The sequence below is a fragment of the Streptomyces sp. NPDC021115 genome (assembly GCF_044333065.1).
Lineage (GTDB): Bacteria > Actinomycetota > Actinomycetes > Streptomycetales > Streptomycetaceae > Streptomyces.
The window spans coordinates 111,991-134,997 of record NZ_JBIRQF010000011.1 but is presented as its reverse complement, the minus strand read 5'-3'; the positions used below and the strand labels follow the sequence as shown (position 1 = coordinate 134,997).

The window sequence follows — 23,007 nt, the reverse complement described above, 5'->3', positions numbered from 1 at the left end:
AGCGGTCCGGACCCGGATGGGGAGAGACTGAACCATGGCCGAGACCAAGAGCACCCCGATCACCAGCGAGCTGTACGGCTACATGCTGGCCCACAACCCGCCGCTCGACCCCGTACAGCGCGACCTGGTCGAGGTGACCCACGCGAAGCTGCCGGAGTACGCCGGGATGCAGTCCGCCGAGGAGCAGGGCCCGCTGCTGGCGTTCCTGGTGCGGCTGACCGGCGCCCGCCACATCGTCGAGGTCGGCACCTTCACCGGCTTCTCCGCGCTGTCCATGGCGCAGGCCCTGCCCGCCGACGGCACGCTGGTCGCCCTCGACGTATCGGACGAGTGGACCGCGTACGGGCGTCGGGCGTGGGCCGAGGCGGGCGTCACCGACCGCATCGACCTGCGCATCGCGCCCGCCCTGGACTCCCTGCGCGCGATGCCCGCCGAACCGCACATCGACCTGGCCTACCTCGACGCGGACAAGGGCAACTACATTCCGTACTGGGAGGAGCTGGTGCCGCGGCTGAACCCGGGCGGGCTGATCGTCGCGGACAACGTCTTCTACCACGGGGATGTCGTCGACCCGGAGGCCACCGGGGGCGGCGCCGCGATCAAGGCGTTCAACGACCATGTGGCGGCCGATGACCGCATGGAGGCGGTCATGCTCACGATCGCCGACGGCCTGACCCTGGCTCGCCGCCGCTGACCTGCCGCTAAGCGCTGCGGTGGCGGCGGGGCAGACGGGGCCGGTGGCGGTGCCGCCCGGGCGGGGCCGCCTCGGCCGGGGCCCCTTCCCCGGGCCCCCGGTCCAGCTTCCCCCACTTGCCCGGCGGCTGCGCGGGCTCGACGTGCTGTGCGGGCTCGCCGGGGTGTACGGGTTCGCCGGGGCGTAGGCCCTGCTCCGCACCGCCCTCCGCGGCCAGCCGCCGGGCGGCCATGACCTCGCGCGCCCGGGCCTCGCGCTCGGCCTGCTCTGGGTGGCGGGAGATCCAGTACGGGTTGTCATGCGGCAGCTTGCTGCTCACCCTCCCGTACATCCCGAACCACATCAGCATCAGGCCCACCACAAAGCTGAACAGCACGTTCTGAAGCCGGAAGGCCAGGAAGTTGAAGCTGGTCTCCAGCAGCGCGAGATTGACGAATCCGCTCAGCAGGAAGAGCAGCCCGAGCACGATGTTGAGTGTCGAGGCGAAATTGCCGCCGATGACCATGCCGATGAACAGCAGCCCGCCGATGGCGATCGACAGCACGCTCAGCGCGCCGTCGGTGTTCAGCCCGGCCACCGTCGCGCCGCCGGTGTCGAAGAACCCGATGTTGTGGGTCAGCCCGAGGACTCCGAAGGCGACCAGGACCAGGCCCATCAGCCCCGCACCGATGCGGTAGACCCGGCTCAGCCGGTGGTCGACCGGCAGGTGCTCATCCAGCTTGGTGTGCCCGCCGATCCGCTCCGGAAAGTACCGGGCGGTGCCCGCGGGGTGAGGACCGATGGGGGAGGGACGGCCGGTAGCCATGTCGGCCTCCTAACCGGCGAGGCCGTACCCGCGCTGGGTACGCGGGGGTACGTTCCGTATTACGCACCCCCGATGACGTACCTCCCAGGATCAGCCGCAGCACCCGCCCCCGCAACACCCGCCCCCACCACCGGCGGGCGCCGCCGGTGCGGAGGAGGACGCCGAGCCGCCCGTGACGGCGACGGCCGACAGCAGCTTCACCGTGTCGTCATGCCCCTCCGGGCACGAGGCGGGCGCCGAGGACTCGGCCATGGGCCGGTTGAGCTCGAAGGTGGTCCCGCAGGCGCGGCAGCGGTATTCGTAGCGAGGCATGTCAGGAGCATAACCATCCCGACCGCCCCCGATACCCGATTCAGTGCCCTGCCGCTCAGTGCCCCGCCGTCGCCCCGCCGCCACGCTCGTCGCGGATCTCCTGCACGACCCGGGCGGCCGTCTGCCGGACCGACTCCGTCTCGGTCAGGAAGTGCCACCAGTCCGGATGCCGCCCCTCCAGCCCCGCGATCGCCCGCTCCAGCCGCGCCACCGCGTCGTCCAGCGGGCGGGCGTGGCGCGGATCGGGCGTGCTGCGCCCGGCCATCGCCAGCCGCTGTGCGTCGCGGATCGCGAAACGGGTGCGTTCGACCTCGTGGTCCTGGTTGTACGACACCTCGTCCAGCCGCCGCAGCCGGTCCCCGGCCGCCGACACCGCCTCGTCCGTGGTGTTCAGCAGCGCCCGTACCGTACCGAGCAGGGCCGTGGCGTCCGGCCAGCGCTGCTCCTCGCGCGCCGTCCGCGCCTCGCCCAGCTTCGCCTCGGCCTGCGCCACGTCCCGCGCCGCCTGCCCGGGCACCGACTGGAGATCCTGCCAGCAGGCCGCGCTGTAGCGGCGGCGCAGCTCGCTGAGCACCGGCTCCACCCCGGCGGCCCGGGTGGTGATCGCCTGGGCGCGGGTACGCAGCGACACCAGCCGCCGGTCTATCTCGGCCGCCCGCTCCGGCAGCCGCTCCGCCTCCCCGCGCACGGCCTCCGCCCGCCGCAGCACATCGTCCGCGCGCCGGATGGTCTCCTGCACGCCGTGCTGCCCGGCGCCCTGGTTCAGCTTGGTCAGCTCCGGCGAAAGCGCCGCCAGCCGCGCCGCGAGGTCGTCCGCCCGCAGCCCGGAGCCGCGCACCTCGTCCAGCGCGTTGGTGGCCGCCAGCAGCGCCTGCCGCGCCCGCTCCACCGCCGGCGCGAGCCGCGCGAGCTGTGTCTCGGCCTGCTGGAGCAGCGACCCGAGCCCCTGCCCGAACCGGTCCAGATCCGCCTTGGTCCGCCGCAGCTCGTCCCTGGCCCGCGTCAGCTCCGCCCGCGCCCGCCCGGCCGCCGCCCCGTCCAGCCCGTCCCGGTCCAGGTCATGCGCGTCCACGGCGGTGATGTACTCGTGGCTGACCTGGTCGATCCGCTGTCCGAGCGCCGCGAAGTCGGCGGCGGCCCGCCGGGCGGCGGGGGAGTCGTCCACCGCCGTGATCGTCTCGATCGAGATCCGCAGATCCCGCTGCGCGGTGTCCAGCTCGTAGAACGCGGCCGCCGCGGCATCCTTCGCCGCCTGCGCCTCCGCCCGCTGGCTCTCCCCGCGTCCCCCGAACCACCGCCGCGCAGGTGTCGCCGCCACTTACCTCTCCCATTGGATCGCCCGGGCCCGGATGTCATTCTCCCACCCACCAGGGACGAACACAGAGGTCGGTACGGTTCGCGTCCCCGGCTTTCTTCCCACCGCGAGCGGATTGCGGCGCCACCCCGCGAACAAGGTAGGCTGACAGCTCCCCCAGGGCGCATAGCTCAGCGGTAGAGCGCTGCCCTTACAAGGCAGATGTCGGCGGTTCGAATCCGTCTGCGCCCACCACCACGAAGACCCCCAGCCGGTCCCGGCTGGGGGTCTTTGACATCTGCCGCTGATGCCACGGGCTTCTGAAGATCGCTGTCAGCAGGGCGTGGCTCGGCTCAGCGCGGCAGCGCGCCGGGACCGGTGTCGGGGACGATGAACCCCCGAACCGGCCGGGCCTCGGACGGATCCTGCTCGGAGGCGTCCGCCTGAGCCCGACGCATGGCCGCGACCAGCTCGGCGTACTTCGGGTCGATCCACTCCATCAGTGACCTCCTTCCGGCCCGCAGCCTACGCGGGTCAGCCCTTGGGCTTGGGGATGATGACGATCGGTCCGCTGTCGTCCGAGTGCTGGCAACCGGCCGCGACCGGGATGCTCGGGTCGGTGGGCGCCAGCCACAGCGCGTCGTCCACGGGGAATCCCGCCTCGACAACGCGCCGTTGGGTCCGTGTCAGCGCCCCGGGGTCGCGCCGCTCCGGCTCCGCAGTAACGTCTCGCATGTGTCTGCCTCTCCGAGTGGGGTGGTGCACGGTTTCCGTCCCGGTCGCCAGCCGTCCAAGCGCGCGATCGGGGCGGGGCTTGGCTGGCCGGTCATGGGGCCGCAGCGGCGACGGCAACCCGCACCGCGTGGTGCAGCCGGTCCCCAGCGGGGCAGCGCTGTCCTGCCCGGCAGTCGGCACAGTCCACGGCGTGGTCGAGAAACCGGCCCCAGGGAGTCGGACCGGGCTGGGCGGGGCGTACGCCGCATGCGGGCTCGCAGGCCCACACCTCGTACGTCATCCGAGCCGTCCCCTGGACGATCGTGACGGGACCGAGCGAGCGGTCGGCGATGAGGTGGGCGCCGCAGAGTGCGCAGGTCCAGCCTTGGAGTTGGTCGCGGGTGAGCGTGACTGGGTCGAGGTCAGCCGCGGTCGTGGCGAGCTGCTGGCGGGGCGTCATCGCTGCCGCCCGGTGGGAAATGGGTCGCGCTGCTTGGGGAAGGTGGGTGTGCAGCCGGGGCAGGCGTAGACGGTGCCACCACCAGCACTCGCACCATGCCCGACCGCGACGACGACCGGCTGCCTGGTGGTCGTCTGGCAGCGGGCGCACACCCCGGGGCATCACCGGTCGCCCTCCTGGCCCTCACCGGACTGGGCGAGCAGGACGCTGACCAATGCCTTGTACAGCAGGTGCGGGTCGGTGAGGTACCGGCCGCGGACGAACGGGACCCGCCAGTACGAGCCGGGGCGGGCCAGCCGGTCGCCCGGGGGCACGCCGAGGTAGGTGGCGACACCTTCGGTCTGGGTGAGGACGGTGACTCCGCGCAGGTTCCAGGCGGCGGCTGCGTCGGGGGCGATGAGCCAATAGAGGGTGTTGCAGCGGTCCTTGATGACGGCGCCGGACTGATCGCCGAGCACATCAAGGGCGCGTTCGCCGACATCCTCCGCAGCGCGGACCGCGTCCCACCATCGGCCTGTCGGTAAGGCTTCGGGCTCGGGGCCGCTCGGCGGTGTCCACTGGTCGGCTCTGGTGGTCATGGTCGACTCCATGCAACGTACGGTTCACTGACCGTTACATCGTGGCGACCGGTCCCTGCGCCGAGTTGCACAGAAGAGTGCAACTCGACAGCAACGGCACGTGCTACAGGCCGATCCAGTGCGCGAACTCGGCAAGCTCACTGCTGCGCGACCGATCGCGCGACCGTAGCGTCACCACGGCTTCCCGCACGGTGGGGTGATAGCGCGTCTGCTGAGGGGCCGTACGGCGAGCCCGCTGGAGACAGCGCAGCGCCTCCTCCGAATCCTCCGTCCATACGTTGGCCCTGCCCAGGTCCAACCAGTGATGCCCGGCCCGCGCCCGATCCCACCCCTTGGGGAACCGAACGCCCTGCGCCAGCTGTACAGCCTGCCCGTACTCGTCCAGATCGCAAGCGATCGCGACAGCGTGAACGCCCACGTTCGTCGGGCCCCACCCCACGCCATAAGCAGGGGTCTCCCCGGTCCGCTCCGCGAGTGCGCGGGCCTCGGACACCCGCGCCTCCACGGCGTCGGCGTCCCCCATCCGCCCGGCGATCACCGCCGCTCGCAGCTGAAGCACACCGGTCATCGCGTCCAGCCCCGTCGCGTTCCGGGAGTCTTGCCCGGCCATGTCCCGCAACGCGCCGTCCACCACCCGCATCCCCAAGTCGTACCGGCTGGACGACAGAGTGGTCTGGGCCCGCAGATAGCCGTACATGGCGGCCAGCCCCGGCTCGTCGGCCCGAGGCGCCGTCCACGCCAGGCGCTGCAACGCGATCGTGGCCAGGTCCACGTACCCAAAGGACCAGGCCAGCGTGAACACACACCGGAACGCCCACGCCAGACACTCATGCCCCTGCCGCTGCTCCTCGCCGCTGGTGGTGTGGATGGCTTGGACGCACTCGTCGATGAGCGCGGGCAGATCGACGGCCATCGGCAGGTACTCGGCTTGCCGCCGCTGGACCAGGACCTTCTCCATGTCAGCCCGGATCAGCGCGACGGGACGAGCCGGCACCTGCCAGTCGAGGGGGATGTCCCAGTTCTCCATGCTGACCCGGATGGGCTGTATCACCTCATCAAGCCGCTCCCGCCGGAGTTCCTGGGTGTAGGGCTGGCCGAGAAGATCCGAGGTCGTGACGCTGAGCGCGCGTGCGCAGGCGGCGATCAGCGATGGCGAGGCGGGCTTCTGGCCGCATTCGACCTTGGACAGCAGCGACTTCGAAACGTTGGCGCGCATCGCCAGTCCCTGCTGGGTCAGACCACGCTCGCGACGAGTGCGGGCGATCCGTGCACCGGTGTGTTCCTCAATGCTCTGCGGCATGCTGAACTCCGTTCTGCCCTAGACACTCAGAACGGTACCCGCGGCCGACCCGGCGCATATGGCTCAACGACCCACATCCGGTGGGGACCGTCGCACGTACTTGACACGACGCCCCACGCCCGGCCCGAGGACCAGACGAGAGGGCACGGCGCCAAGCGCCGACTCGCCGCAGGTCACACACCAGCGCCTCCACCGCGGACGCGATCCGGTGCGGGCAGGACGCCGGCCGGTGAGACCGATCGGCCAGGCCCGGCAGATCCGCCTGCTTGTACCTGCTCACCCACGTATGCACCGACTGCCGGGAAACCCCGTAACGCGCCGCGACCTGGGTGACCGGGACTCCCGCAGCCACCGCCCAAAGCCGCTCCACCGACCGTGGGACGCCCAGGTTCAGGAGAATCTGGCAGAAGCCTCCAACCCACCGATCGCTGCCTAAAATCAAGCGAATGAGGCGCGGGAGGGCGATCGCACTCTTGACCGAGTGCTTCCTCGGAGTCAGGCGACCCGGCCGTCCGCGAGCGTCACTTGGCCGCGGCGGATGCTGCTTGCAGGGCGGCCGCGGCTCCGTGGGCGATCGGGTCACCGTGGCCGAAGGCCGCCGTGTCGACGTCGAGCGTGGCCAGGCGGTGCAGTGACTCGATGGCCCGGGCGCGGTCGGTGTTGAAGACGCCCAGCATCGTTCGGCCGACGTTGGCGACCGCGTCGCCGGTGAACAGCACCCTTGGCCCGGGCAGGTGGAGCGCGATCGAGCCGTCTGTGTGGCCGGGCACCGCGACGACCACCGCGCCGCCGCCGAACGGCAGCACATCGCCGTCCTCGACCTCGCGGTCCACTGGGCAGGGCGGAGCGGGCGGCAGTGGGGGAAGCGCCGCCTTGATCGGTACCTCGAACGGCTCCAGCACCGGTGGCGCCCCGACCGAGTCTCCCCGGATCACCGGAGCCTCCAGGCGATGCGCGACCACCTCCGCTCCGTGCCGGTCGGCAAGCTCCGCTGCCGAGCCGGTGTGGTCCTCGTGCCAGTGCGTCAGCACGATCCGCCGCAATGCACCGTCCAGTGCTCCTTCGATTTCCGCCGCGCAGTCAGCCGTGCCGGTGTCGATGAGGGTCAGCTCGTCGCCGTCCCGCCACAGGTAGGCCGCCCCCACGGGGGAGCGGAGCATGCGCAGTCTCGGTAGTACCTCGATGGCCTCCATACGACGCAGCCTGCACGACCACTCGCACGGTCGTCCGGTCCTTCGCTGAGGGCAGAGCGGCGAGGGACGCGGCAATGTGGCAGAGTCCGCCGCGGGCCTGGTAGAGCTGTGGTGCCATCCCCATCAGCCGAGATCGAGGAGAGCTGGAGTGACCCCCGAGCAGCTGCGGTCCTTTTGCGTGTCCTTCAACGCGGCTGCGGAGGAGTTCCCCTTCCCCCGCGTGCCGGAGGTCTCGGCCTTCAAGGTGTGCGGCAAGATCTTCGCGCTGTCGACGCTCGACGCGCGGCCGCTCACGGTGAACCTGAAGTGCGAGCCCGAGGCCGCGGTACGGCTGCGTGAGGACCACCCGGGGCTGATCGTGCCGGGGTGGCACATGAACAAGCGCCACTGGAACACCGTGACGGTGGACGGTGGGCTCCCGGACCAGTTGGTCCGGGAGCTGATCGAGGACTCGTACGATCTGGTGGTGGCGGGGCTGCCGAGGGCCGAGCGCCTTCGGCTCGACCGGGCCTGAGTTCAGGGCTTGGCCGACAGGTGGAAGCGCGCGATGCGTATCCGGTCCGCCGCGGCCAGGGCTTCCTCGTGCGTCGGGTGGCGGTCGCGCGGGAAGCCGACGAACGGGTCCCGGACCGCCCCGGGGCCCTTGCGCTGGACGAGTTCCTCCAGCAAGCGCGCCACTTGCTCGCGGTCCTCGACGGCCGTGGCATCGGCGCGTACCTCCCGGCCGCGCAGCCGCAGGCGTACGGTGCGACGGTTCCGGAAGTTGCTCATCCAGCCGGTTCGCGCGCCGAAAGCCCACACCTCGTCGGGGTCCCAGCGGTAGTAGGCCACCGGGATCGCGAAGGAGCGGCCCGACTTGGCGCCTTCGTAGGTGAGCAGCATGAGCCGACGGCTCACGAGCGGATGCAGCCGGGACCGGAGAAGCGGCCGGACCACGCGGTTCGCGGCGTTGAAGAAGCGCTCCGGCGGATGCCATCGCTTGCTGGCCATGTGAAACGGATTCCTCCTCGCCCTTGAGCAGTCGGCATCGGCTGATCGCCAACCTAGGGGTGTTTTCTGCGTGTTGACAACGCCCGGCGGGCGCGGGGTGGGCCGCTGCCCGCTCCGTTGAGCGGGATCAGGGACTCCAGGGTGGACCCGCGCACCCAGGCGCCGAGCAGGTTGCGGTGCAGGGCGAGAATGCCGTGCTTCATGGCCAGGGCCTGGGCGGCGCGGGTGAAGTGGGCCGTGGTGACGAAGACCGCGACGTCCGCGTCGTGTTCGGCCTTGGCCGTGCCCAGGAACTTCTGCATGTCGCCGCTCGATACGGTGCGGTGTGCCGCGTAGTGCTTGCACTGGATCACCAGCCGCCTGCCGTCCGGCATCAGGCCGATGACGTCGGCGCCGAGGTCGCCCGACTTGCCGGAGACGATGACCTGGGTGCAGCCGTCGCGGCGGCACAGCTCCGCGACGTACAGCTCGAACCGCTGCCATGTCATGGCGTCGACATCGGCCATGGAGCGCTCGCGCGCTTTGTTCTCCTCCTCGGCTTGCCAGGCGCGATGTCCGGCGACCGTTGTGCGGTGTGTTGTGCGGAGCCACCAGGCGGCGCCGCCGAGCAGCGCTACGAGGGTTGCGACGACGATGTACGGCCATGTCGTGTCCCAGGCCAGCGCCGCCAGGATGAGCAGGAGTGCGGCGCCGGGGAGCCAGGCCCGGCGGCGTAACGGCCGCTTACGTCCTCGTCGTGTCATCACCACGTCTCTCTCCCCCTCGCGAGCCGCGGAAATTCCGGTGACGAGGGGCCGGGCGGTTTCTAGGGTGGGGGCTTGTGCTTTCACGTCCCTCTTTCATCAGTGATGAGACGGTCGCGCGTGCGGTCGCCGCGCACTGGCTGCCCGAGGTTTCCGAGGTGGGCCATCTGCCCTGGGGGTTCGGCGCGTACCACTGGCGGGTGGCCGGTGGTGGGGTGACGCTGTTCGTCACGCTGGATCAGCTGGAGCCGCGGCACACCGCGGCGTCGTTGGAGGCCGCGTACGCGGGGGCCTCGGCGCTGGCCGACAGCGACTTGGACATGGTGTGCGCGCCGCTGGCCGCACGGTCCGGGCGGTTCACCGTCGACGTCGGGGCCGGGATGCTCAGCGTGACGCCGTGGCTGGAGGGGCGGACCCCGACGGAGGCGGAGGCGGGCGAGCCCGGCCATGTCCGGGCGGTCGTCGCCGCGCTGGCGGCGCTGCACGGCGCCGCCCCACCGGAGGGTCTGCGGCGCTGGGCGCCGCGTGTCGGCCCCGGTTTCGCCGACGAGCTGCGGGCCCGTACCGCCGCCCGGCCCTGGGCGTCCGGCCCGCTGGCGGAGGAGGCCCGGGCCGTGCTCGCCGACCACGCCGACGCGATCACGCGATGGACGGGCCGGTACCACGAACTGGCGGAGACAGCGCTCTCGTGCCAGGACTCGTGGGTGCCCACGCACGGCGAGCCGCACAACGACAACCAGGTCGTGGCCGCCCACGGGCTGCGGCTGGTCGACTGGGAGTCGCTGGCCCTCGCGCCGCGCGAGCGCGACTACGCCGACCTGCTCGCCGCGGGCGCGGGCGACCGGCTGCACGCCGACCCGGCGATGGTCGAGCTGTTCGCCCTCGACTGGCGGCTGTCCGAGATCGACGAGTACGCGCGCTGGTTCGCCGCCGAGCACGCCGGTACGGAAGACGACCACACGGCTCTGGAGGGGTTGCGCGAGGAATTGTCGGCAGCCGTATGAGCCGAAGCGGCACCCGTGGGGGTGGGTTATCCACAGGCTCCGGCGGTTGTCGGTGGGGGGCCTTACCGTGATGCCTGTCCATATTCACGTTGCTGGGCTGCACGTGACTCGGATGCGGGAGGCCGGGCCCTACAGCACGGGTCCGGCCTTCGTCCGGTCGTCCGTTATGCATTTGGTCTGCACGGAAACTCCGGTGCGGGGGAAGGGGGACGGGAGTAGCGTCGGCGGGCATGATTCCTGCACGGGTACGGCCCGAGTACGGGGCCGATGAGCGGACGCAGTTGCTCGGCTGGCTGGACATGCAGCGGTCGGTCGTCCACTGGAAGTGTGAGGGGCTGTCCCCCGAGGACGCCCACCGGGCGGTGCTGCCCGGATCGCCGCTGATGACGATGGCCGGTGTGGTGTCCCATATGCGGTGGGTCGAGCACCTCTGGTTCGAGGTCGTTCTGAGGGGAGGGCCCAAGGAGGGGCCGCGGTTCGAGGAGGGGGTCGAGGACGCGGACATGCGGGTCGAGGGCGTACCGCTCGACCGGCTGCTCACCGAGTACGAGCAGCAGTGCGCGGTGTCGGACGCGCTCATCGCCGACCACGCCCTGGACGACGTCGCCCGGCGCCCGAACCCCACCGGTGCCGCCCCCTCGCTGCGGTGGATCTTGTTCCACATGATCGAGGAGACCGCCCGGCACGCCGGTCACATGGACGCGATGCGGGAGCTGGTCGACGGGGGGAGGGGGTACTACTGAGCGGGGGCGCGGAGGAGGACTTCGTCATCCGGATCGGGGTGTACGCGGCCGAGGACGACCTCGCGCGGGTCGTCGACGGGTTCCGCAGGCTGCTGGACGAGGGGCCGGAAGGCTACGAGTTGGCGGTCGCGGCGGATCAGGGGGAGCTGTACGAGGAGCTGCCGCAGCAGTGGCGGTGCCAGTATCCGGGGGCCGGCCCAGGGGAGCGGCGGGTGCATGAGGTCCGGGTCGGGGTGCGGGCCGACCGTCCGCGGATGGATGAGGTGAGGGAGGCGCTGACCCGGGTCATCTGCCCGGATCCCGGGCATGCCTCGCCCTGCCCGGTCCCCTGGGCGGCCGGTTACACCACCGGCAGATGGGACGTGTCGTTGTAGCGGACCAGGGAGACGGGGAAGCCCGGGCGGTAGCGGAGGACCGTCAGGGCCGCGTTGTCGTGGTTGAGGCCCATCCAGCGCCAGGCCGGTGCGTCGAGTGCGGCGCGGACGAGCCAGGCGACGAGGAAGGCGTGGGTGACGACCAGCTCGTGGCGGTCCTCGGTGCCGGGCACCGGGCCGGTGAAGCGTTCCAGCGCCTCCTGGGCCAGCCGTGGGCCGTGGGCGCGCTCATCCGCCGGGACGCGGTGGAGGAAGTCGAGGAGCACATCGGCGGAGTCGGGCGGGAGTTCGGCGCGCTCCGGTATGTGCGGGACGTAGTCCCCGGCCGGTTCGCAGGCGTGCGCGGGGACGCCGTCGAGCTGGGCGGCGATCAGGTGTGCCGTCTGGGCGGCGCGGGGGAGCGGGCCGTGGTGGATCGTGGTCAGCGGGACGTCGCGGAGCCGCTTGCCGAGCAGGACTGCCTGGCGGCGGCCGTCGTCCGTCAGCGCGTGCTCGTCCTCGGTCGCCTGGCCGTGCCGGGTGAGGTAGAGGTGGCGGATTGCCTGCTCTGGCATGGGTCGTCCCCTCGCGGTCGGGTGCGGAGCAACGGCGTACGGATGGGTAGATGCCGTTCCTAGCGGCCCGGTTCCGGTCGGCCCGGGCTCAACCGCACCACCGTCTCGGCGAGTTGGGCGCACACCTGCTCGATCTGCCGCCGTGTGTGGTCCCGCTCGGCGATGATCGCCGCGAGGAGCAGGGCGGTCAGGGTCGTGGAGCCGTTGAACGCCTGGAGGGTGACCATCCGGGTCAGCAGCGAGTGGCCCGCGAAGGGGCCCACGCCCTCGGCCGTGGCCTGGATCGCGAGGACGGTGACGATGAGCGAGCAGGGCGCGGCGCCGGGGAGCTGGAAGCGGAGGGCGGCCCAGATGAGGAAGGGGAAGACGAGGAAGAGCAGGCTGGCGGCGGTACGGGTGGCCACCAGCATGACGGCCGCCGTGCCCAGCGGCAGCGCGGCCGCCTCCAGCCAGCGGTACGGGGTGACGCCGCGCGGGAGCCGGGCCCGGCGGGCGGCGAGCAGCAGGGGCGTGACGACCAGGACGCCCATGGCGTCGCCGGTCCACCACACCGACCAGGTGGGCCAGAAGGCGCTCGCGGGGAGGGCGCCGGCGAGGACGAGGACGGCGGTGCCCAGCGTGGAGCTGATCAGCATTCCGGCCAGGGCGCCGAGGAAGACCAGGGCCAGCGCGTCCCGCAGCCGGTTCAGCTCCGTACGGAAACCCGCCCGCCGCAGCAGCAGATACGCGCACAGCGGGGCCAGGGTGTTGCCGGCGACGATCGCGAGGACGGCGAGGGGCGCGGGGCCGATGGGGGCGTTGACCGCGAGGGCGCCGAGGGTGATGCCGGGCCAGCTGCGCGGGCCCAGCAGGAGCAGGCAGGCCAGCGCGATTCCGGTCGGCGGCCACAGCGGGGTGACCTGACCGCGTACCAGCTCCTGCAGCAGGCCGAGCCGGGCGCCCGCGTAGTAGAGGGCGGCCACGGCGAGGGATACGGCACAGGTGGTGACGGCGGTGCGCCGGCGCGCGGCGGTCCGGGGCCGGAGTGTGCTGTGTTCGTCGTCCCCGACATCGGCTGCCACAGCGGCCATGACACTACGGACGGCCCGGCGGCCACGGCCGGACACGCGGACCGGCGGGGGCGGCCCGCCGTACGGGTGAGCCGTCACGGTGGGCCGTATGGGTGACCCGTACGGGTGACGCCCAGCGCATATGCGCACCGGGCTTGCCCACTTCCGCGCGAGACGCCACCGTTGTCCACCAGCGGGCGCGCGCCGCGTGTCCGCATTCGACTGGGACCGGAGGTGCCATGGGACCGCTCGTTCCACCCCTCGTTCCACCGTATGAGACCGTCGGCGAAGGGCCGCACCATGTCATGGCGGTGCACGGCTGGTTCTCGGACCGCGCCGCCTACGCCGCGATGCTGCCGCACATCGACCGGCGCGCGTTCACCTACGTACTGCCCGATCTGCGCGGCTACGGGGAGGCGCGTGACGTCCCCGGCGCGTACACCACCAGCGAGGCGGGCCGGGATCTGCTCGCGCTCGCCGACCATCTGGAGTGGGAGCGGTTCTCGCTGCTCGGGCACTCGATGGGCGGCGCCGTCGTGCAGCGGGTGCTGGCGGCGGCCCCGCACCGCGTCCAGCGGCTGGTCGGGGTGGCTCCCGTACCGGCGAGCGGGGTGCCGATGGAGGGTGAGCAGTGGGAGCTGTTCACGTCGGCCGCCGACCGGCCCGAGTGCCGCCGGGCGATCATCGACCTCACCACCGGCGGCCGTCATCCGGACGCCTGGCTCGATCTGATGGTGCGGCATTCGCTGGAGCACAGCGACGCCAAGGCGTTCCGGGCGTGGCTGGACTCCTGGGCGCTGGAGGACTTCCACGAGGACGTGGACGGTGCCCAGCTGCCGGTGCGGGTGGTGGTCGGCGCACATGATCCGGCGCTCACCGCTGAGGTGATGCGCCGGACCTGGCTGCGCTGGTACGCCAACGCCGACCTGGTCGAGTTGGCGTCGGCGGGGCACTACCCGGCCGACGAGACGCCGCTGGAACTCGTCCGGACGGTGGAGGACTTCATAGCCGCGGGCTCATAGCCGCGGGCGGACAGCCCGTGCGGACAGGGGCGACGGAGGATCGGGGGAGGGAGTGGGCGAGGCGGAGGCGGACGGCGAGGCGCTGCGCGCGCGATTGCGCTTCGCCTCGCTCTGCTGGTAGCGCGCCTCGCTCTTGCGGTACTGGGGCAGCAGCGTGCCCATGATCCGGTTCACATAGCCGCGGGTCTCGTGGATGGTGGGGATGCCGCGCGCCCTGAGCACCGCTCCCGGTCCGGCGTTGTACGCGGCCAGGGCGAGCCGCATCCGGTTGCCGGGGATGTCCTCGACCACGTCGTACAGATGGCACATGTAGTGGGCCTGGGAGGGGATCGCGTCCCGTGGTTCCCAGACGTCGGCCTTGCCGTCGCCGTTGCCGTCCCGCCCCCACTCCTTCCAGGTGTCCGGGGCGAACTGCGAGATGCCCTGGGCGTGTCCGGAGTCCGCGTCCGGCCGCCAGTCGCTCTCCGCGTGGATCTGTGCGGCCAGCAGCGGCACGCTCAGCGCGGAGCAGACCTTCGCGGCCCGCTCCACGATCGGACGCCGCGCGTCCGGGATGACGGGCAGCTTGGGCTCGGAGGACGTCATGATCTGCCGTACGACCAGGATGGCGGCGACGACGATCGCGAGGCCCGCGACGAACGCCGCGACCATCCCGGCGGCACGGCTCAGCATGCCGCGACCGGGGGAACGGGGACGGGGGACACGGGGGCCGGGGGGCCGGAGTGACGCATGGGACGCATGAGTCGCATGGGGAGGACCGTAACCGCAATCCCGGGGCGATCCGTAATCGGCCGCCAACACAGCGTCCGGGTGGGCGCGGGCACACCGTCCGGGCGGGCGCGGGCACACCGTCCGGGAGGTCCCGGGCACACCGTCCGGGCGGGCGCGGAGGCGACCCTACGCGGCGGCCGGACGCCGCATCACATACGCCGCGCCCGCGCCCGCGGCGAACAGCGCGAGGACCGACACCGCCGTGCCCAGCCAGCTGGCGCCGAGCCACTGGCCGCCGACGTAGCCGAGTGCCACGCTGTACGCGGCCCAGGCCAGCCCGGCCACCATCGACCAGGGCAGGAATTCCGTCACCCGACGGTGTGCCGCGCCCGCGCTCAGGCTGACGACCGAGCGCCCGGCCGGGGCGAAGCGCGCTATGACGACGAGCGCGCCGCCGCCGCGCATCAGCGCGGTGCCCAACTTCTCCTGCGCGGAGGTGAGTCGGCGGGAGCGGGCGATGGCCCGGTCGAGCCGGTCGCTGCCGCGCCAGGCCAGCCGGTAGGCGACCATGTCGCCGAGGACGGAGGCGGTCGCGGCGCACAGCAGCAGCGCGAACATCGCGGGGAAGTCGGCCGCGTCGGCCTGGCGCACCACGCCGACCGCGTCGACCGTGGTGCCCGCGGCGGCGGTGGCGGCCGTGATGACGATGAAGCCGCTCGGCAGGACGGGCAGGAAAACGTCGAGCAGGACCGAGACCGCGATGACTGCGTAGATCCATGGGGTGTTGGTCAGCGACCCCAAATGTTCCAACAACGTTCTACTCCCGATCCCGTTCCCCCGCCGCCGCTTCCCGTCCGCGCGGGGCGGGCGGGAGCGACCTGTACAGCCATACAGCGTACGCCTGTGACGGCCGAGGGTACTGGTAGGGGGTGACGATGTGCTCGAATCACGCCATGCGGGACACGTGGTCCCGCATGGCGTGATTCACCGCACGTTCACAGGGATGACGTCCCCGGCGTCAGACCGCGCTCGGCTGGCGCCGCGGTTCGGCCGCCGCCGAGGACGCGCGGGTCGAGCCGAATATCCGGTCCAGCGCCCAGGGGCCAGGGCCGGTGAAGACGAGGAGGAAGAACGCCCAGCAGAACATGGCCGCGGCCTCGCCGCCGTTCTGGAGCGGCCACAGCTTTTCCGGCTGGTGCTCGTGGAAGTACGCGTAGGCCATCGAGCCCGAGCTGATGAACGCGGCGGTGCGGGTGCCGAGGCCCAGCATCACCAGGGCGCCGCCGACGAGCTGGATCACCGCGGCGTACCAGCCGGGCCAGGTGCCCGCCTCGAGGGTCTTGCCGGTGCCCATCGCGCCGCCCATCCAGCCGAGCAGCGACGAGGCGCCGTGGCAGAAGAAGAGCAGGCCGACGACGATCCGGAAGAGGGAGAGGGCGTACGGTCTGCCGCTGTCCAGCAGGCCGTCGAGCGAGCGGGGAGAGGTGTCGGGAGACATGGGGGATTGCTCCTTGTTCCTGGGGACGGAGAAACAACGGAGCGCCAGGTTAGGTTCCCCTCACCTTTTGTTGCAAGTTCAAGTTCCTGCCAATGTAGGGGGTCCGTAGGGGGTTCGGGGGCGTGTCCGGGGCCGCTCCTCAGAGCCCCGCGGCGCACATCGGCGCGGTTTTCCGGTGGGGCTCGGGGTCCGTCGCGAGGCGCAGCACCGCCCGTGCCACGGCGTCCGTGTCGCACAGGGTGACGGAATTCACGCCGGGGCGCGCCCCCGCCGCGGTCACCCAGTGGACGCCCTCCGTCGGCACCCCGACCGCGAACCGGCGCGGATGCGGCCGCCCCCGCCCGTCCACGATCCGGAACGGCGCGGGGGTGACGTCGAGTCCGCCGGTCTCGTAGCCGTCCACCCGGTGCGGTCGGCACTGCCCGGCGCGCAGCAGTCCGCTCAGCAAGGGGTCGGCGGTACGGCGCAGATCCGGCTCCGGCAGTCGCGCCTCGATCAGCGTCCGGGCGATCACCGCGGGGCCGGGGACGCAGGCCGAGCGGGCGACGAAGCCGGATTGATCTGACGGCCCATCAGGTGTTTTGGCCGTGACGTCCAGTCCTGGACCGAGGACCTCCAGCACTCCCGCCTCGATCAGTGCGGCCATCTCCTCGATCCGGCGGCGCGGCGGGCCGATCGACAGGAACGCGTTCAGCGGGGTGTACCAGCAGTCCAGATGGGCCCGGCGCGAGACCCCGCTGAGCCCGCCGTGGTCGACGATCAGCCGCACTTCGTTGCGGAGGTCGCGCAGGACGTCGAGCGCGGCCTTGACCGGACCGGCCACATTGCCGAGCCGGGCGTGGGCCGCGTCCGTGCGCGCGTACGTCAGCAGCCACTGCCGGAAGGCGTCACGCGTGGTGAAGTTTTGTTCGCGGTGCGGCTGGGAGATCGTTTCCCAGCACCAGCGGCCGACTGCCGGAATGCCGAATTCCAAGAGGACGTCGGCCTCTTCCGGGGAGCCGTGCGGAGTGGCCAAAAAGTGACGCCGGAAGTGCCCTGGGGTGCCCGGGGCCCGGCGGGACAGCAGAGCCTCGTAGTAGACGGTTTCGGCCTCCTTGGCCACCAGCGGCCACACCTCCGCCAGAAAGTCCGGCGGATCGCCGGAGTCCGCCCGCTTGCGGAAGCCTTCGAGGACGTCCGGGGTCAGCAGCATCGGGGTGTGGCGGCCGTGCGCGCCCTTCGCGTTGTCGCCCCGGGCGTGGTACGGAATGCCGCGCCGCGAGCCCGCGTACAGCCGCGGCTCGCGGCCCGAGGGGTGGTAGACCAGTCCATCGGCCGTGGTGGTGTACCCACCGCCGCGGCCCTCGGTGAGCAGCGCCATGTGGTCGAAGAAGTTGAGGCCGAGGCCGCGCAGCAGCACGGGCTCCCCGGGTGCGATGGGCGACAAGTCGACATCGGCGGGGTTGGCGGGCGGGTAGTAGCGCAGCCCGTGCCCCGCGGCGTGGGCGCTGAGCCGTCGCTCCGCCTCGTCGGGCGTACGGGGCAGATGGCCCTGGGCCAGAACGACGGCGCGCAGCCCGTCCAGGTGCGTGCCGTCGTCGAGGGCCAGGGTCTGGGTGCCGTCCGACGCCTCCTCCAGGCCGATCGCGCGGGCCGGATGCGGGCGGACGGTGACGGTGCCGGGGGCGGTGCGGACGACCTCGGCGAACACCCACTCCAGGTAGCGGCCGTAGAGGGCGCGGCTCGGATAGTCGTCCGGGCCGAGGGACGGGGCGGGAGCGGGGGCAGGGGCGTCGGCCTCGTGGCTGCCGGTGGCCCATTCGTAAAGGCTCGGCCCGGTGCGTATCGGGCCGTCGCATTCGACGCTCTCGTCGGTGAACAGGGTCACCTGCGAGGCGACGGTGTTCATCAGCAGCTCGACCGGCTGCGCCGTCCGCCACACCCGCCCGGCGCCCGGTGGCGACGGGTCCACGAGGTGCACGGTCAGCCTGGTCCCCGGCGTCAGCTCCGGCGCGGAGGCGCAGAGGCGCTCCAGCACGCTGGTGCCGCGGGGACCGGCCCCGACGATGGCTATGGCGTGAGGGACTCCGGCCAAGGTGTTACTCCCGGGGCAGATGTGACGCAGGATGACGCAGGATTTCGCCCATCATGCCGTTCGCTCCGGGGGTTTCCGCCAGCGGAGCGGAACGTCTCCCTCCGATGTGTCCCGTATCACGCGGTGACGGCGTGTGGTTCGAACCACTCCTTGGTCCAGACCATTGACAGGTCGCGGTCGCGACCGCTGTGATGAGTGGCCGTCGGCCTCTGAGAGCGCTCTCAGGGGCGACCGTCACCCCGGGACCGGCCGCAGCGCGGACACGTCGAGGTCAGGTCCCTCTCGGAGAACAGCCCGGTACGCCGTTACGACGATGCGAAAGGGTTTGTTTGTCATGTCAAATTCAGGCATGCGGGTGCGCATGCGCACCATCGTGGCCGCCGCCGCGGCGACGGTGGCGGGCGCGTCGACCCTCCTGGTCCCCGTTTCCTCCGCCCATGCGCAGGAGCAGGCGGGATTCATCGTGACCAGGGCGCAGTTCCAGCAGATGTTCCCGAGCAAGAACGCGTTCTATACGTACGACGCGCTGGTCAAAGCGATGGACAAGTTCCCCGGCTTCGCCAAGACCGGCACCGACGTGGTCAAGAAGCAGGAGGCGGCGGCCTTCCTGGCCAACGTCAGCCACGAGACCGGCGGTCTGCTCCACATCGTGGAGCAGAACACCGCGAACTACCCCCACTACTGCGACACGTCGAAGCCCTACGGCTGTCCGGCGGGCAACGCGATGTACTACGGGCGCGGGCCGATACAGCTGAGCTGGAACTTCAACTACAAGGCGGCGGGTGACGCGCTCGGCGTCGATTTGCTGCGCAAGCCGGGCCTGGTGCAGACGGACGCCGCGATCTCCTGGAAGACCGCGCTCTGGTACTGGAGCACCCAGTCCGGCCCCGGCTCCATGCCCGCCCACAAGGCGATGACCACCGGCGCCGGATTCGGTCAGACGATACGCGCCATCAACGGCGCCGTGGAATGCAACGGGAACAACCCCGCCCAGATGCAGAACCGGGTGAACCTCTACAAGAAGTTCACCGGAATGCTGGGCGTCGCCCCTGGTGCCAACCTGACCTGCTGAGCGCATTCCGACGGAGGGTTCATGCGAAGATTTCTGATCGGTCTGGCCACCGCGGCACTGGTGGTATTGACCGCGCTGTTACCGAACGCGGGATCGGGTGCGGTCGCGACCGCGGCGAAGACGGACCGTACCGCACCGGTTGCGGCAGCGAAGGCCGACACCGCGAAAGCGGCCAATCACACGGTCACCTTCGTCAACCGCACGGGAAGAAAGGTGTGGATCGGCAGCGCGGTCAACGCCGATGGATCCGAGCAAATGAGCGGTCTGCCCATCCTGGAATCCGGGCAGTCGGCGACCGTGACGATTCCCGAGAACTCGGCCGCCGGGCACTGGCGCGGAAAGTTCTTCGCCCGCATGGGGTGCACCGGGAACTCGGGCAGCACCTTCCACTGTCAGGTGGGGGACTGCGGAAAGTACGCCCAGCGGTGTGAATTGGGCGAGCAGCCCACCAGCCTCGCGGAGTTCAATTTCGACACCAAGGACACGCTGGCTCCCTGGTACAACGTGAGCTACGTGAACGCGTTCTCCCAGCCGATCACCATCGCCCCCAACAACGCCGCCGGGGGCGGCGGGTGCGCCACACAGGGCTGTACGGAGAACCTGCTGCCGTACTGCCCGGCCGCCAACCTCACGCGCTGGGCGGACGGCAAGCCGATGCTGTGCACCAACCCCAACCGGGACGCCAAGACCCCGTACAGCAACGCGATCTCCTCGCGCTGCCCCCGGGCGTACGCCTGGTCCAAGCAGGACACGGAGCCCGGCAACCAGGTGATGCAGAACTGCGGCAAGTGCAGCGGATTCACCGTCACCTTCCACGCCGTCTCATGACCGTGCGCAGGAGACGCGTTCTCGCCGCGCTGGTGGCGGTGCCGGCCGCGCTGACCGCGGGAGGCCGGGCGAGCGCCGGGACCCCCGTCGCGGCGGTGAAGAAGAAGGGCGTCAGCGCCTGGAAATTCAACGGCGTGACCGCCGCGATGGCCGATGCCGGGGTCGGCTGGTTCTACACCTGGGCCTCGGGCAAGGAGCAGATCAATCCTCCGGCCGGAGTCGAATTCGTCCCCATGATCTGGGGGCCGGGCTCGGTGACCGACACGGAGCTGAACCGGGCGAAGAGCCAGGGAAAGGTCCTGCTCGGATTCAACGAACCGGACCTGGCCGGGCAGGCGAACATGACCGTGGCCAAAGCGCTCGACCTGTGGCCCCGGCTCCAGTCCACCGGAATGCGGCTCGGCGCGCCCGCGGTGGCCTACGGCGCCGATGTGGCCGGTGGCTGGCTCGACCGGTTCATGACGGGTGTCGCCAACCGTGGGCACAGGGTGGATTTCATCCCCCTGCACTGGTACGGCGCCGATTTCGACGCCGCCCGCTCGACCGACCAGTTGCGCGGCTATCTCCAGGCCACCCACAACCGCTACCGGAAACCGATCTGGCTCACCGAGTACGCACTGATCGATTTCTCGAGCGGCACCCCGAGGTACCCCACTCCCGCGCAACAGGCCGCGTTCGTGAAGAAGTCGACCGCCATGCTCCAGGGACTCTCCTTCGTCGAACGGTACGCGTGGTTCACGCTGTCCGCCGACCGTGGCGGCACCGGTCTCTACAACGGGGCGACGCCCAACCAGATGGGCACCGCGTATCGCGCCGCCGGTTGATATGCGGCCCGCGTCAGTTACGTCATCGACCATCCGAAAGGTCATTGCCATGCGCAAGGGAACGCTGATCGCCCGAGTGGCGGCCGGAGCCGTCGCGCTCTCCGCCGTGCTGGGTATGGCCACGTCGTCCACCGCCGCGACGAGCGACACCCCGCCGGCGGGTCAGAACTGCTGGGCCACCCACTACGGGTACATCCCCCCGGGTTCGTACACCGCCAGCGGTGAGATCTTCGACAACAACAAGGACACGGCGGCCACCTCGCTGAGCCGCAGCCCGCAGCTCCCGTTCGGCACCAAGGTGAAGGTCACCAATGTCGCGAACGGCAAATCGCTGGTCGTGCGCATCAACGACCGCGGCACCTTCGGCTGGACGCCGTCCGTGCCCAAGTGTCTCGACCTGACCGACGGCGCCTACGGGCGGCTCGGTGGCGTCCTCAACCCCGACTCGGGTCACATCGTCGTCAAGGAGGAGGTCGTCAGGTGAGGTTCTAGTCTTCCGGCCAGGAGACACGCAGGGCGGTCGTCAGGCGTGTCTCGGGGTCCTGGACGGCCTGGTCCAGGCGCAGGCGCGCGTGGCGGCCCTCCAGCGTCAGCGTCATCAGCTGGTTGCCGAACCAGGGGCCGCCCGTCTTGCGCCAGCGCAGCCGCGGTGCCGGGACCCGGCCGTGGCGGGTGAAGAACCGGCCCAGCGCGCGGCCCGCCCGGCTCCAGCCGAAGCGGAAGCCGAGGCGGATCGAGGCGTGGATGCTGTTGTGCACCGGGGAACAGGTCAGCTGGCGGACCTCGCTGACCGGGCGGCGCGGCCAGCGGGACCAGTCCGGTTCGGCGATGTACGCGTGGTGGACGTCGCCCGACAGCACGCTGATCGTGGCGGGCGCGCCGGGGCCCTCGCCGACCTCGGCGATCAGATCGGTCAGGGCGTCGAAGGACTCGGGGAACGCGGCCCAGTGCTCCAAGTCGCCGCGCTGCCGCAGGTCCTCGCCGATGCGCGCCCAGCGCGCTCCGCGCCGCCCGCCGCACACCGAGGCGTTCCACGCCTCCACGTCGTGCACGAAGTGCGGCAGCAGCCAGGGCAGGGAGGAGCCGATGAGGAGGTGGTCGTAGCTCCCGGCCCCGTCCAGGGCCTGCTGCCGCACCCAGGCCAGCTCCTTGGGCTCCACCATGGCCCGCGCGCCCTCGCCCAGCACCCGGGCGCCGCGGGTGTCGACCATCAGCAGTCGCACCGGGCCGAAGTCGCGGCGGTAGCTCCACCGGGTGTACGCGGGGTCGGCGTCGGCCCGTTCGGCGAAGGCCCGCAGCGCCTCCGTACCGTCCTCGGCGTCCCGCACCGCCGCGAACAGGCCGTCGGCGGCGAGTTCGGCGGGGGAGAGGTTGCCCAGGTGCTGGTACACCCAGTACGACATCAGACCGCTCAGGATGCGCTCGCGCCACCACGGGGTGGCGCGCATCCGGTTCAGCCACGCCTCGCTGGTGTTCCAGTCGTCTATCAGGTCGTGATCGTCGAAGATCATCAGGCTGGGCACGGTGGACAGCAGCCAGCGCACCTCGGGGTCGAGCCAGGACTCGTAGTACAGCCGCGTGTATTCCTCGTAGTCCGCGACCTGGTCGCCCGGCGGCTCCGACAGATCGCGGCGCTCGCCGAGCCAGCGGCGGGTCTCGGCGGACGTCTCGTCCGCGTACACCTGGTCGCCGAGCAGCACGAGCACATCGGGGCGCGCGGCCCCGGGCGAGGTGGCGAGGGTGTGCGCGAGGGTGTCCAGCGCGTCGGGTCCCACCGGGTCGTGCGAGGCGTCGGACGGCGGCGCGGCCCACCGGCAGGAGCCGAAGGCGACCCGGACGGGCCCCGCGGCGGCGGCCCCGGACACGTCGGGGGTGCGGATGGTGGAATCCGGGAAGCGGGAGTCCGGCAGCGGCCACACCCGCTCACCGTCCAGCAGCACTTCGTACGCCGTCTCGGCGCCCGGCCGCAGCCCGCCGACCGGGATCAGGGCGTAGTGGTGTCCGGCGATCTGCCAGGTGCGGGCCGTGCCGCCCGCGCCGTCGGCGCAGCGCACCTCGGCTTCACAGGGCCGGTCGGCCTCCACCCAGACGGTCGCGTCCGTCCCCGTCTCCCAGTCCACGTGCCGCAGCAGTGGTCCCAGGCGCAGCCCGGCCATCCGGCCCTCCTCCGT

General features: G+C 71.4%; 28 protein-coding genes, 1 tRNA gene and 1 pseudogene. 11 read left to right on the top strand and 19 right to left on the bottom strand.

Annotation, left to right across the window (positions count from 1 at the left end; genetic code table 11):
• Nucleotides 1–34: 34 nt before the first annotated feature.
• Entirely contained in the window at nt 35–694 is a 660-nt protein-coding gene (locus ACH4TL_RS29355; protein WP_398321686.1) for an O-methyltransferase, read from the top strand.
• A gap of 7 nt (nt 695–701) precedes the next feature.
• Here ACH4TL_RS29355 and ACH4TL_RS29350 read toward each other — a convergent pair whose 3' ends face one another.
• The 3 genes from ACH4TL_RS29350 to ACH4TL_RS29340 all read right to left on the bottom strand — a co-directional run bounded on the left by ACH4TL_RS29350 (nt 702) and on the right by ACH4TL_RS29340 (nt 3,129).
• Nucleotides 702–1,499 carry a DUF4383 domain-containing protein gene (locus ACH4TL_RS29350; RefSeq protein WP_398321683.1) on the bottom strand — a complete coding sequence of 266 codons (798 nt, stop codon included), beginning with the start codon at nt 1,497–1,499 and terminating at the stop codon, nt 702–704.
• 90 nt (nt 1,500–1,589) lie between these two features.
• Nucleotides 1,590–1,811, bottom strand: a complete 222-nt coding sequence (locus ACH4TL_RS29345) for a zinc ribbon domain-containing protein (RefSeq protein WP_398321680.1) — start codon at nt 1,809–1,811, stop codon at nt 1,590–1,592.
• Nucleotides 1,812–1,866: 55 nt separating this feature from the next.
• Nucleotides 1,867–3,129: a hypothetical protein gene (locus ACH4TL_RS29340; protein WP_398321677.1), complete on the bottom strand. Its 1,263-nt coding sequence runs from the start codon at nt 3,127–3,129 to the stop codon at nt 1,867–1,869.
• A gap of 156 nt (nt 3,130–3,285) precedes the next feature.
• On the opposite strand from ACH4TL_RS29340, the gene ACH4TL_RS29335 reads away from it, so the two are divergent.
• Nucleotides 3,286–3,360, top strand: a tRNA-Val gene (locus ACH4TL_RS29335).
• Nucleotides 3,361–3,458: 98 nt separating this feature from the next.
• Here ACH4TL_RS29335 and ACH4TL_RS29330 read toward each other — a convergent pair.
• The 7 genes and pseudogenes from ACH4TL_RS29330 to ACH4TL_RS29300 all read right to left on the bottom strand — a co-directional run bounded on the left by ACH4TL_RS29330 (nt 3,459) and on the right by ACH4TL_RS29300 (nt 7,350).
• Nucleotides 3,459–3,605: a hypothetical protein gene (locus ACH4TL_RS29330; RefSeq protein ID WP_398321674.1), complete on the bottom strand. Its 147-nt coding sequence runs from the start codon at nt 3,603–3,605 to the stop codon at nt 3,459–3,461.
• Between the two features lie 34 nt (nt 3,606–3,639).
• Nucleotides 3,640–3,840 carry a hypothetical protein gene (locus tag ACH4TL_RS29325; protein WP_398321672.1) on the bottom strand — a complete coding sequence of 67 codons (201 nt, stop codon included), beginning with the start codon at nt 3,838–3,840 and terminating at the stop codon, nt 3,640–3,642.
• A gap of 91 nt (nt 3,841–3,931) precedes the next feature.
• On the bottom strand, nt 3,932–4,279 hold the full coding sequence (locus tag ACH4TL_RS29320) for a hypothetical protein (protein ID WP_398321669.1): 348 nt from the start codon (nt 4,277–4,279) through the stop codon (nt 3,932–3,934).
• Between the two features lie 161 nt (nt 4,280–4,440).
• Nucleotides 4,441–4,857 carry a hypothetical protein gene (locus tag ACH4TL_RS29315; RefSeq protein WP_398321666.1) on the bottom strand — a complete coding sequence of 139 codons (417 nt, stop codon included), beginning with the start codon at nt 4,855–4,857 and terminating at the stop codon, nt 4,441–4,443.
• A gap of 103 nt (nt 4,858–4,960) precedes the next feature.
• Nucleotides 4,961–6,157 carry a helix-turn-helix domain-containing protein gene (locus tag ACH4TL_RS29310; protein ID WP_398321663.1) on the bottom strand — a complete coding sequence of 399 codons (1,197 nt, stop codon included), beginning with the start codon at nt 6,155–6,157 and terminating at the stop codon, nt 4,961–4,963.
• 163 nt (nt 6,158–6,320) lie between these two features.
• A pseudogene (locus ACH4TL_RS29305) lies at nt 6,321–6,545 on the bottom strand (helix-turn-helix domain-containing protein); the annotation flags it as partial.
• Between the two features lie 133 nt (nt 6,546–6,678).
• A complete protein-coding gene (locus ACH4TL_RS29300) occupies nt 6,679–7,350 on the bottom strand; it encodes an MBL fold metallo-hydrolase (RefSeq protein ID WP_398321660.1) in 672 nt (223 codons plus the stop codon).
• Between the two features lie 148 nt (nt 7,351–7,498).
• On the opposite strand from ACH4TL_RS29300, the gene ACH4TL_RS29295 reads away from it, so the two are divergent.
• Entirely contained in the window at nt 7,499–7,864 is a 366-nt protein-coding gene (locus ACH4TL_RS29295) for an MmcQ/YjbR family DNA-binding protein (RefSeq protein WP_398321657.1), read from the top strand.
• 2 nt (nt 7,865–7,866) lie between these two features.
• On the opposite strand, the gene ACH4TL_RS29290 is transcribed toward ACH4TL_RS29295, so the two are convergent.
• Nucleotides 7,867–8,340: a nitroreductase/quinone reductase family protein gene (locus tag ACH4TL_RS29290; protein WP_398321654.1), complete on the bottom strand. Its 474-nt coding sequence runs from the start codon at nt 8,338–8,340 to the stop codon at nt 7,867–7,869.
• Between the two features lie 53 nt (nt 8,341–8,393).
• Nucleotides 8,394–9,083 carry a restriction endonuclease gene (locus ACH4TL_RS29285; protein ID WP_398321651.1) on the bottom strand — a complete coding sequence of 230 codons (690 nt, stop codon included), beginning with the start codon at nt 9,081–9,083 and terminating at the stop codon, nt 8,394–8,396.
• 77 nt (nt 9,084–9,160) lie between these two features.
• On the opposite strand from ACH4TL_RS29285, the gene ACH4TL_RS29280 reads away from it, so the two are divergent.
• The 3 genes from ACH4TL_RS29280 (at nt 9,161) to ACH4TL_RS29270 (ending at nt 11,204) form a co-directional block, all read left to right on the top strand.
• Nucleotides 9,161–10,087 carry a phosphotransferase family protein gene (locus tag ACH4TL_RS29280; RefSeq protein ID WP_398321648.1) on the top strand — a complete coding sequence of 309 codons (927 nt, stop codon included), beginning with the start codon at nt 9,161–9,163 and terminating at the stop codon, nt 10,085–10,087.
• Between the two features lie 230 nt (nt 10,088–10,317).
• Nucleotides 10,318–10,830 (top strand): DinB family protein, encoded by a 513-nt coding sequence (locus ACH4TL_RS29275; protein ID WP_398321645.1) that lies wholly within the window; start codon nt 10,318–10,320, stop codon nt 10,828–10,830.
• A gap of 38 nt (nt 10,831–10,868) precedes the next feature.
• Nucleotides 10,869–11,204 carry a hypothetical protein gene (locus ACH4TL_RS29270; protein WP_398321642.1) on the top strand — a complete coding sequence of 112 codons (336 nt, stop codon included), beginning with the start codon at nt 10,869–10,871 and terminating at the stop codon, nt 11,202–11,204.
• Here the strand turns inward: ACH4TL_RS29270 and ACH4TL_RS29265 are convergent.
• Together ACH4TL_RS29265 and ACH4TL_RS29260 are read right to left on the bottom strand one after the other, a co-directional pair.
• Nucleotides 11,171–11,758 (bottom strand): histidine phosphatase family protein, encoded by a 588-nt coding sequence (locus tag ACH4TL_RS29265; protein ID WP_398321639.1) that lies wholly within the window; start codon nt 11,756–11,758, stop codon nt 11,171–11,173. The two genes, ACH4TL_RS29270 and ACH4TL_RS29265, sit on opposite strands and share 34 nt — an antisense overlap.
• A 59-nt stretch (nt 11,759–11,817) precedes the next feature.
• On the bottom strand, nt 11,818–12,828 hold the full coding sequence (locus tag ACH4TL_RS29260; protein ID WP_398321636.1) for an MASE1 domain-containing protein: 1,011 nt from the start codon (nt 12,826–12,828) through the stop codon (nt 11,818–11,820).
• A gap of 218 nt (nt 12,829–13,046) precedes the next feature.
• Between ACH4TL_RS29260 and ACH4TL_RS29255 the strand changes: the two genes are divergently transcribed.
• Entirely contained in the window at nt 13,047–13,829 is a 783-nt protein-coding gene (locus tag ACH4TL_RS29255; protein ID WP_398321633.1) for an alpha/beta fold hydrolase, read from the top strand.
• Here the strand turns inward: ACH4TL_RS29255 and ACH4TL_RS29250 are convergent.
• From ACH4TL_RS29250 to ACH4TL_RS29235, 4 genes are all read right to left on the bottom strand, one after another.
• Nucleotides 13,824–14,501, bottom strand: a complete 678-nt coding sequence (locus ACH4TL_RS29250) for a lytic transglycosylase domain-containing protein (RefSeq protein WP_398321630.1) — start codon at nt 14,499–14,501, stop codon at nt 13,824–13,826. The two genes, ACH4TL_RS29255 and ACH4TL_RS29250, sit on opposite strands and share 6 nt — an antisense overlap.
• Before the next feature lie 225 nt (nt 14,502–14,726).
• Complete coding sequence (locus ACH4TL_RS29245; RefSeq protein ID WP_398321627.1) at nt 14,727–15,353, bottom strand: DedA family protein; 627 nt, start codon at nt 15,351–15,353, stop codon at nt 14,727–14,729.
• A 205-nt stretch (nt 15,354–15,558) separates the two neighbouring features.
• Nucleotides 15,559–16,038, bottom strand: coding sequence for a DoxX family protein (locus tag ACH4TL_RS29240; protein ID WP_398321624.1), 480 nt, complete (start codon nt 16,036–16,038; stop codon nt 15,559–15,561).
• A gap of 139 nt (nt 16,039–16,177) precedes the next feature.
• Complete coding sequence (locus tag ACH4TL_RS29235) at nt 16,178–18,112, bottom strand: FAD/NAD(P)-binding protein (RefSeq protein WP_398321621.1); 1,935 nt, start codon at nt 18,110–18,112, stop codon at nt 16,178–16,180.
• A 349-nt stretch (nt 18,113–18,461) separates the two neighbouring features.
• Between ACH4TL_RS29235 and ACH4TL_RS29230 the strand changes: the two genes are divergently transcribed.
• From ACH4TL_RS29230 to ACH4TL_RS29215, 4 genes are read left to right on the top strand one after another with little or no spacing between them, the layout of a single operon-like run.
• Complete coding sequence (locus ACH4TL_RS29230) at nt 18,462–19,184, top strand: chitinase (RefSeq protein WP_398322152.1); 723 nt, start codon at nt 18,462–18,464, stop codon at nt 19,182–19,184.
• Nucleotides 19,185–19,205: 21 nt separating this feature from the next.
• A complete protein-coding gene (locus ACH4TL_RS29225; RefSeq protein WP_398321618.1) occupies nt 19,206–20,012 on the top strand; it encodes a thaumatin family protein in 807 nt (268 codons plus the stop codon).
• Complete coding sequence (locus ACH4TL_RS29220; protein ID WP_398321615.1) at nt 20,009–20,836, top strand: glycoside hydrolase family protein; 828 nt, start codon at nt 20,009–20,011, stop codon at nt 20,834–20,836. Before ACH4TL_RS29225 ends, ACH4TL_RS29220 begins: the two co-directional genes overlap by 4 nt.
• 49 nt (nt 20,837–20,885) lie before the next feature.
• Entirely contained in the window at nt 20,886–21,320 is a 435-nt protein-coding gene (locus tag ACH4TL_RS29215) for a septal ring lytic transglycosylase RlpA family protein (protein ID WP_398321612.1), read from the top strand.
• Nucleotides 21,321–21,324: 4 nt separating this feature from the next.
• Here ACH4TL_RS29215 and ACH4TL_RS29210 read toward each other — a convergent pair whose 3' ends face one another.
• Nucleotides 21,325–22,992, bottom strand: coding sequence for an alkaline phosphatase D family protein (locus ACH4TL_RS29210; RefSeq protein ID WP_398321609.1), 1,668 nt, complete (start codon nt 22,990–22,992; stop codon nt 21,325–21,327).
• Nucleotides 22,993–23,007 lie beyond the last annotated feature (15 nt).

Bases quoted from the DNA above. Each gene is read 5' to 3' on its own strand.
- ACH4TL_RS29325 (WP_398321672.1), bottom strand. From the start codon at position 3,840: ATGCGAGACGTTACTGCGGAGCCGGAGCGGCGCGACCCCGGGGCGCTG.
- ACH4TL_RS29330 (WP_398321674.1), bottom strand. From the start codon at position 3,605: ATGGAGTGGATCGACCCGAAGTACGCCGAGCTGGTCGCGGCCATGCGT.
- ACH4TL_RS29320 (WP_398321669.1), bottom strand. From the start codon at position 4,279: ATGACGCCCCGCCAGCAGCTCGCCACGACCGCGGCTGACCTCGACCCA.
- ACH4TL_RS29260 (WP_398321636.1), bottom strand. From the start codon at position 12,828: ATGGCCGCTGTGGCAGCCGATGTCGGGGACGACGAACACAGCACACTC.
- ACH4TL_RS29230 (WP_398322152.1), top strand. From the start codon at position 18,462: ATGCGGGTGCGCATGCGCACCATCGTGGCCGCCGCCGCGGCGACGGTG.
- ACH4TL_RS29275 (WP_398321645.1), top strand. From the start codon at position 10,318: ATGATTCCTGCACGGGTACGGCCCGAGTACGGGGCCGATGAGCGGACG.
- ACH4TL_RS29210 (WP_398321609.1), bottom strand. From the start codon at position 22,992: ATGGCCGGGCTGCGCCTGGGACCACTGCTGCGGCACGTGGACTGGGAG.
- ACH4TL_RS29355 (WP_398321686.1), top strand. From the start codon at position 35: ATGGCCGAGACCAAGAGCACCCCGATCACCAGCGAGCTGTACGGCTAC.
- ACH4TL_RS29290 (WP_398321654.1), bottom strand. From the start codon at position 8,340: ATGGCCAGCAAGCGATGGCATCCGCCGGAGCGCTTCTTCAACGCCGCG.
- ACH4TL_RS29315 (WP_398321666.1), bottom strand. From the start codon at position 4,857: ATGACCACCAGAGCCGACCAGTGGACACCGCCGAGCGGCCCCGAGCCC.
- ACH4TL_RS29310 (WP_398321663.1), bottom strand. From the start codon at position 6,157: ATGCCGCAGAGCATTGAGGAACACACCGGTGCACGGATCGCCCGCACT.
- ACH4TL_RS29350 (WP_398321683.1), bottom strand. From the start codon at position 1,499: ATGGCTACCGGCCGTCCCTCCCCCATCGGTCCTCACCCCGCGGGCACC.
- ACH4TL_RS29250 (WP_398321630.1), bottom strand. From the start codon at position 14,501: ATGCTGAGCCGTGCCGCCGGGATGGTCGCGGCGTTCGTCGCGGGCCTC.
- ACH4TL_RS29215 (WP_398321612.1), top strand. From the start codon at position 20,886: ATGCGCAAGGGAACGCTGATCGCCCGAGTGGCGGCCGGAGCCGTCGCG.
- ACH4TL_RS29265 (WP_398321639.1), bottom strand. From the start codon at position 11,758: ATGCCAGAGCAGGCAATCCGCCACCTCTACCTCACCCGGCACGGCCAG.
- ACH4TL_RS29240 (WP_398321624.1), bottom strand. From the start codon at position 16,038: ATGTCTCCCGACACCTCTCCCCGCTCGCTCGACGGCCTGCTGGACAGC.
- ACH4TL_RS29345 (WP_398321680.1), bottom strand. From the start codon at position 1,811: ATGCCTCGCTACGAATACCGCTGCCGCGCCTGCGGGACCACCTTCGAG.
- ACH4TL_RS29255 (WP_398321633.1), top strand. From the start codon at position 13,047: ATGGGACCGCTCGTTCCACCCCTCGTTCCACCGTATGAGACCGTCGGC.
- ACH4TL_RS29285 (WP_398321651.1), bottom strand. From the start codon at position 9,083: ATGACACGACGAGGACGTAAGCGGCCGTTACGCCGCCGGGCCTGGCTC.
- ACH4TL_RS29225 (WP_398321618.1), top strand. From the start codon at position 19,206: ATGCGAAGATTTCTGATCGGTCTGGCCACCGCGGCACTGGTGGTATTG.
- ACH4TL_RS29300 (WP_398321660.1), bottom strand. From the start codon at position 7,350: ATGGAGGCCATCGAGGTACTACCGAGACTGCGCATGCTCCGCTCCCCC.
- ACH4TL_RS29220 (WP_398321615.1), top strand. From the start codon at position 20,009: ATGACCGTGCGCAGGAGACGCGTTCTCGCCGCGCTGGTGGCGGTGCCG.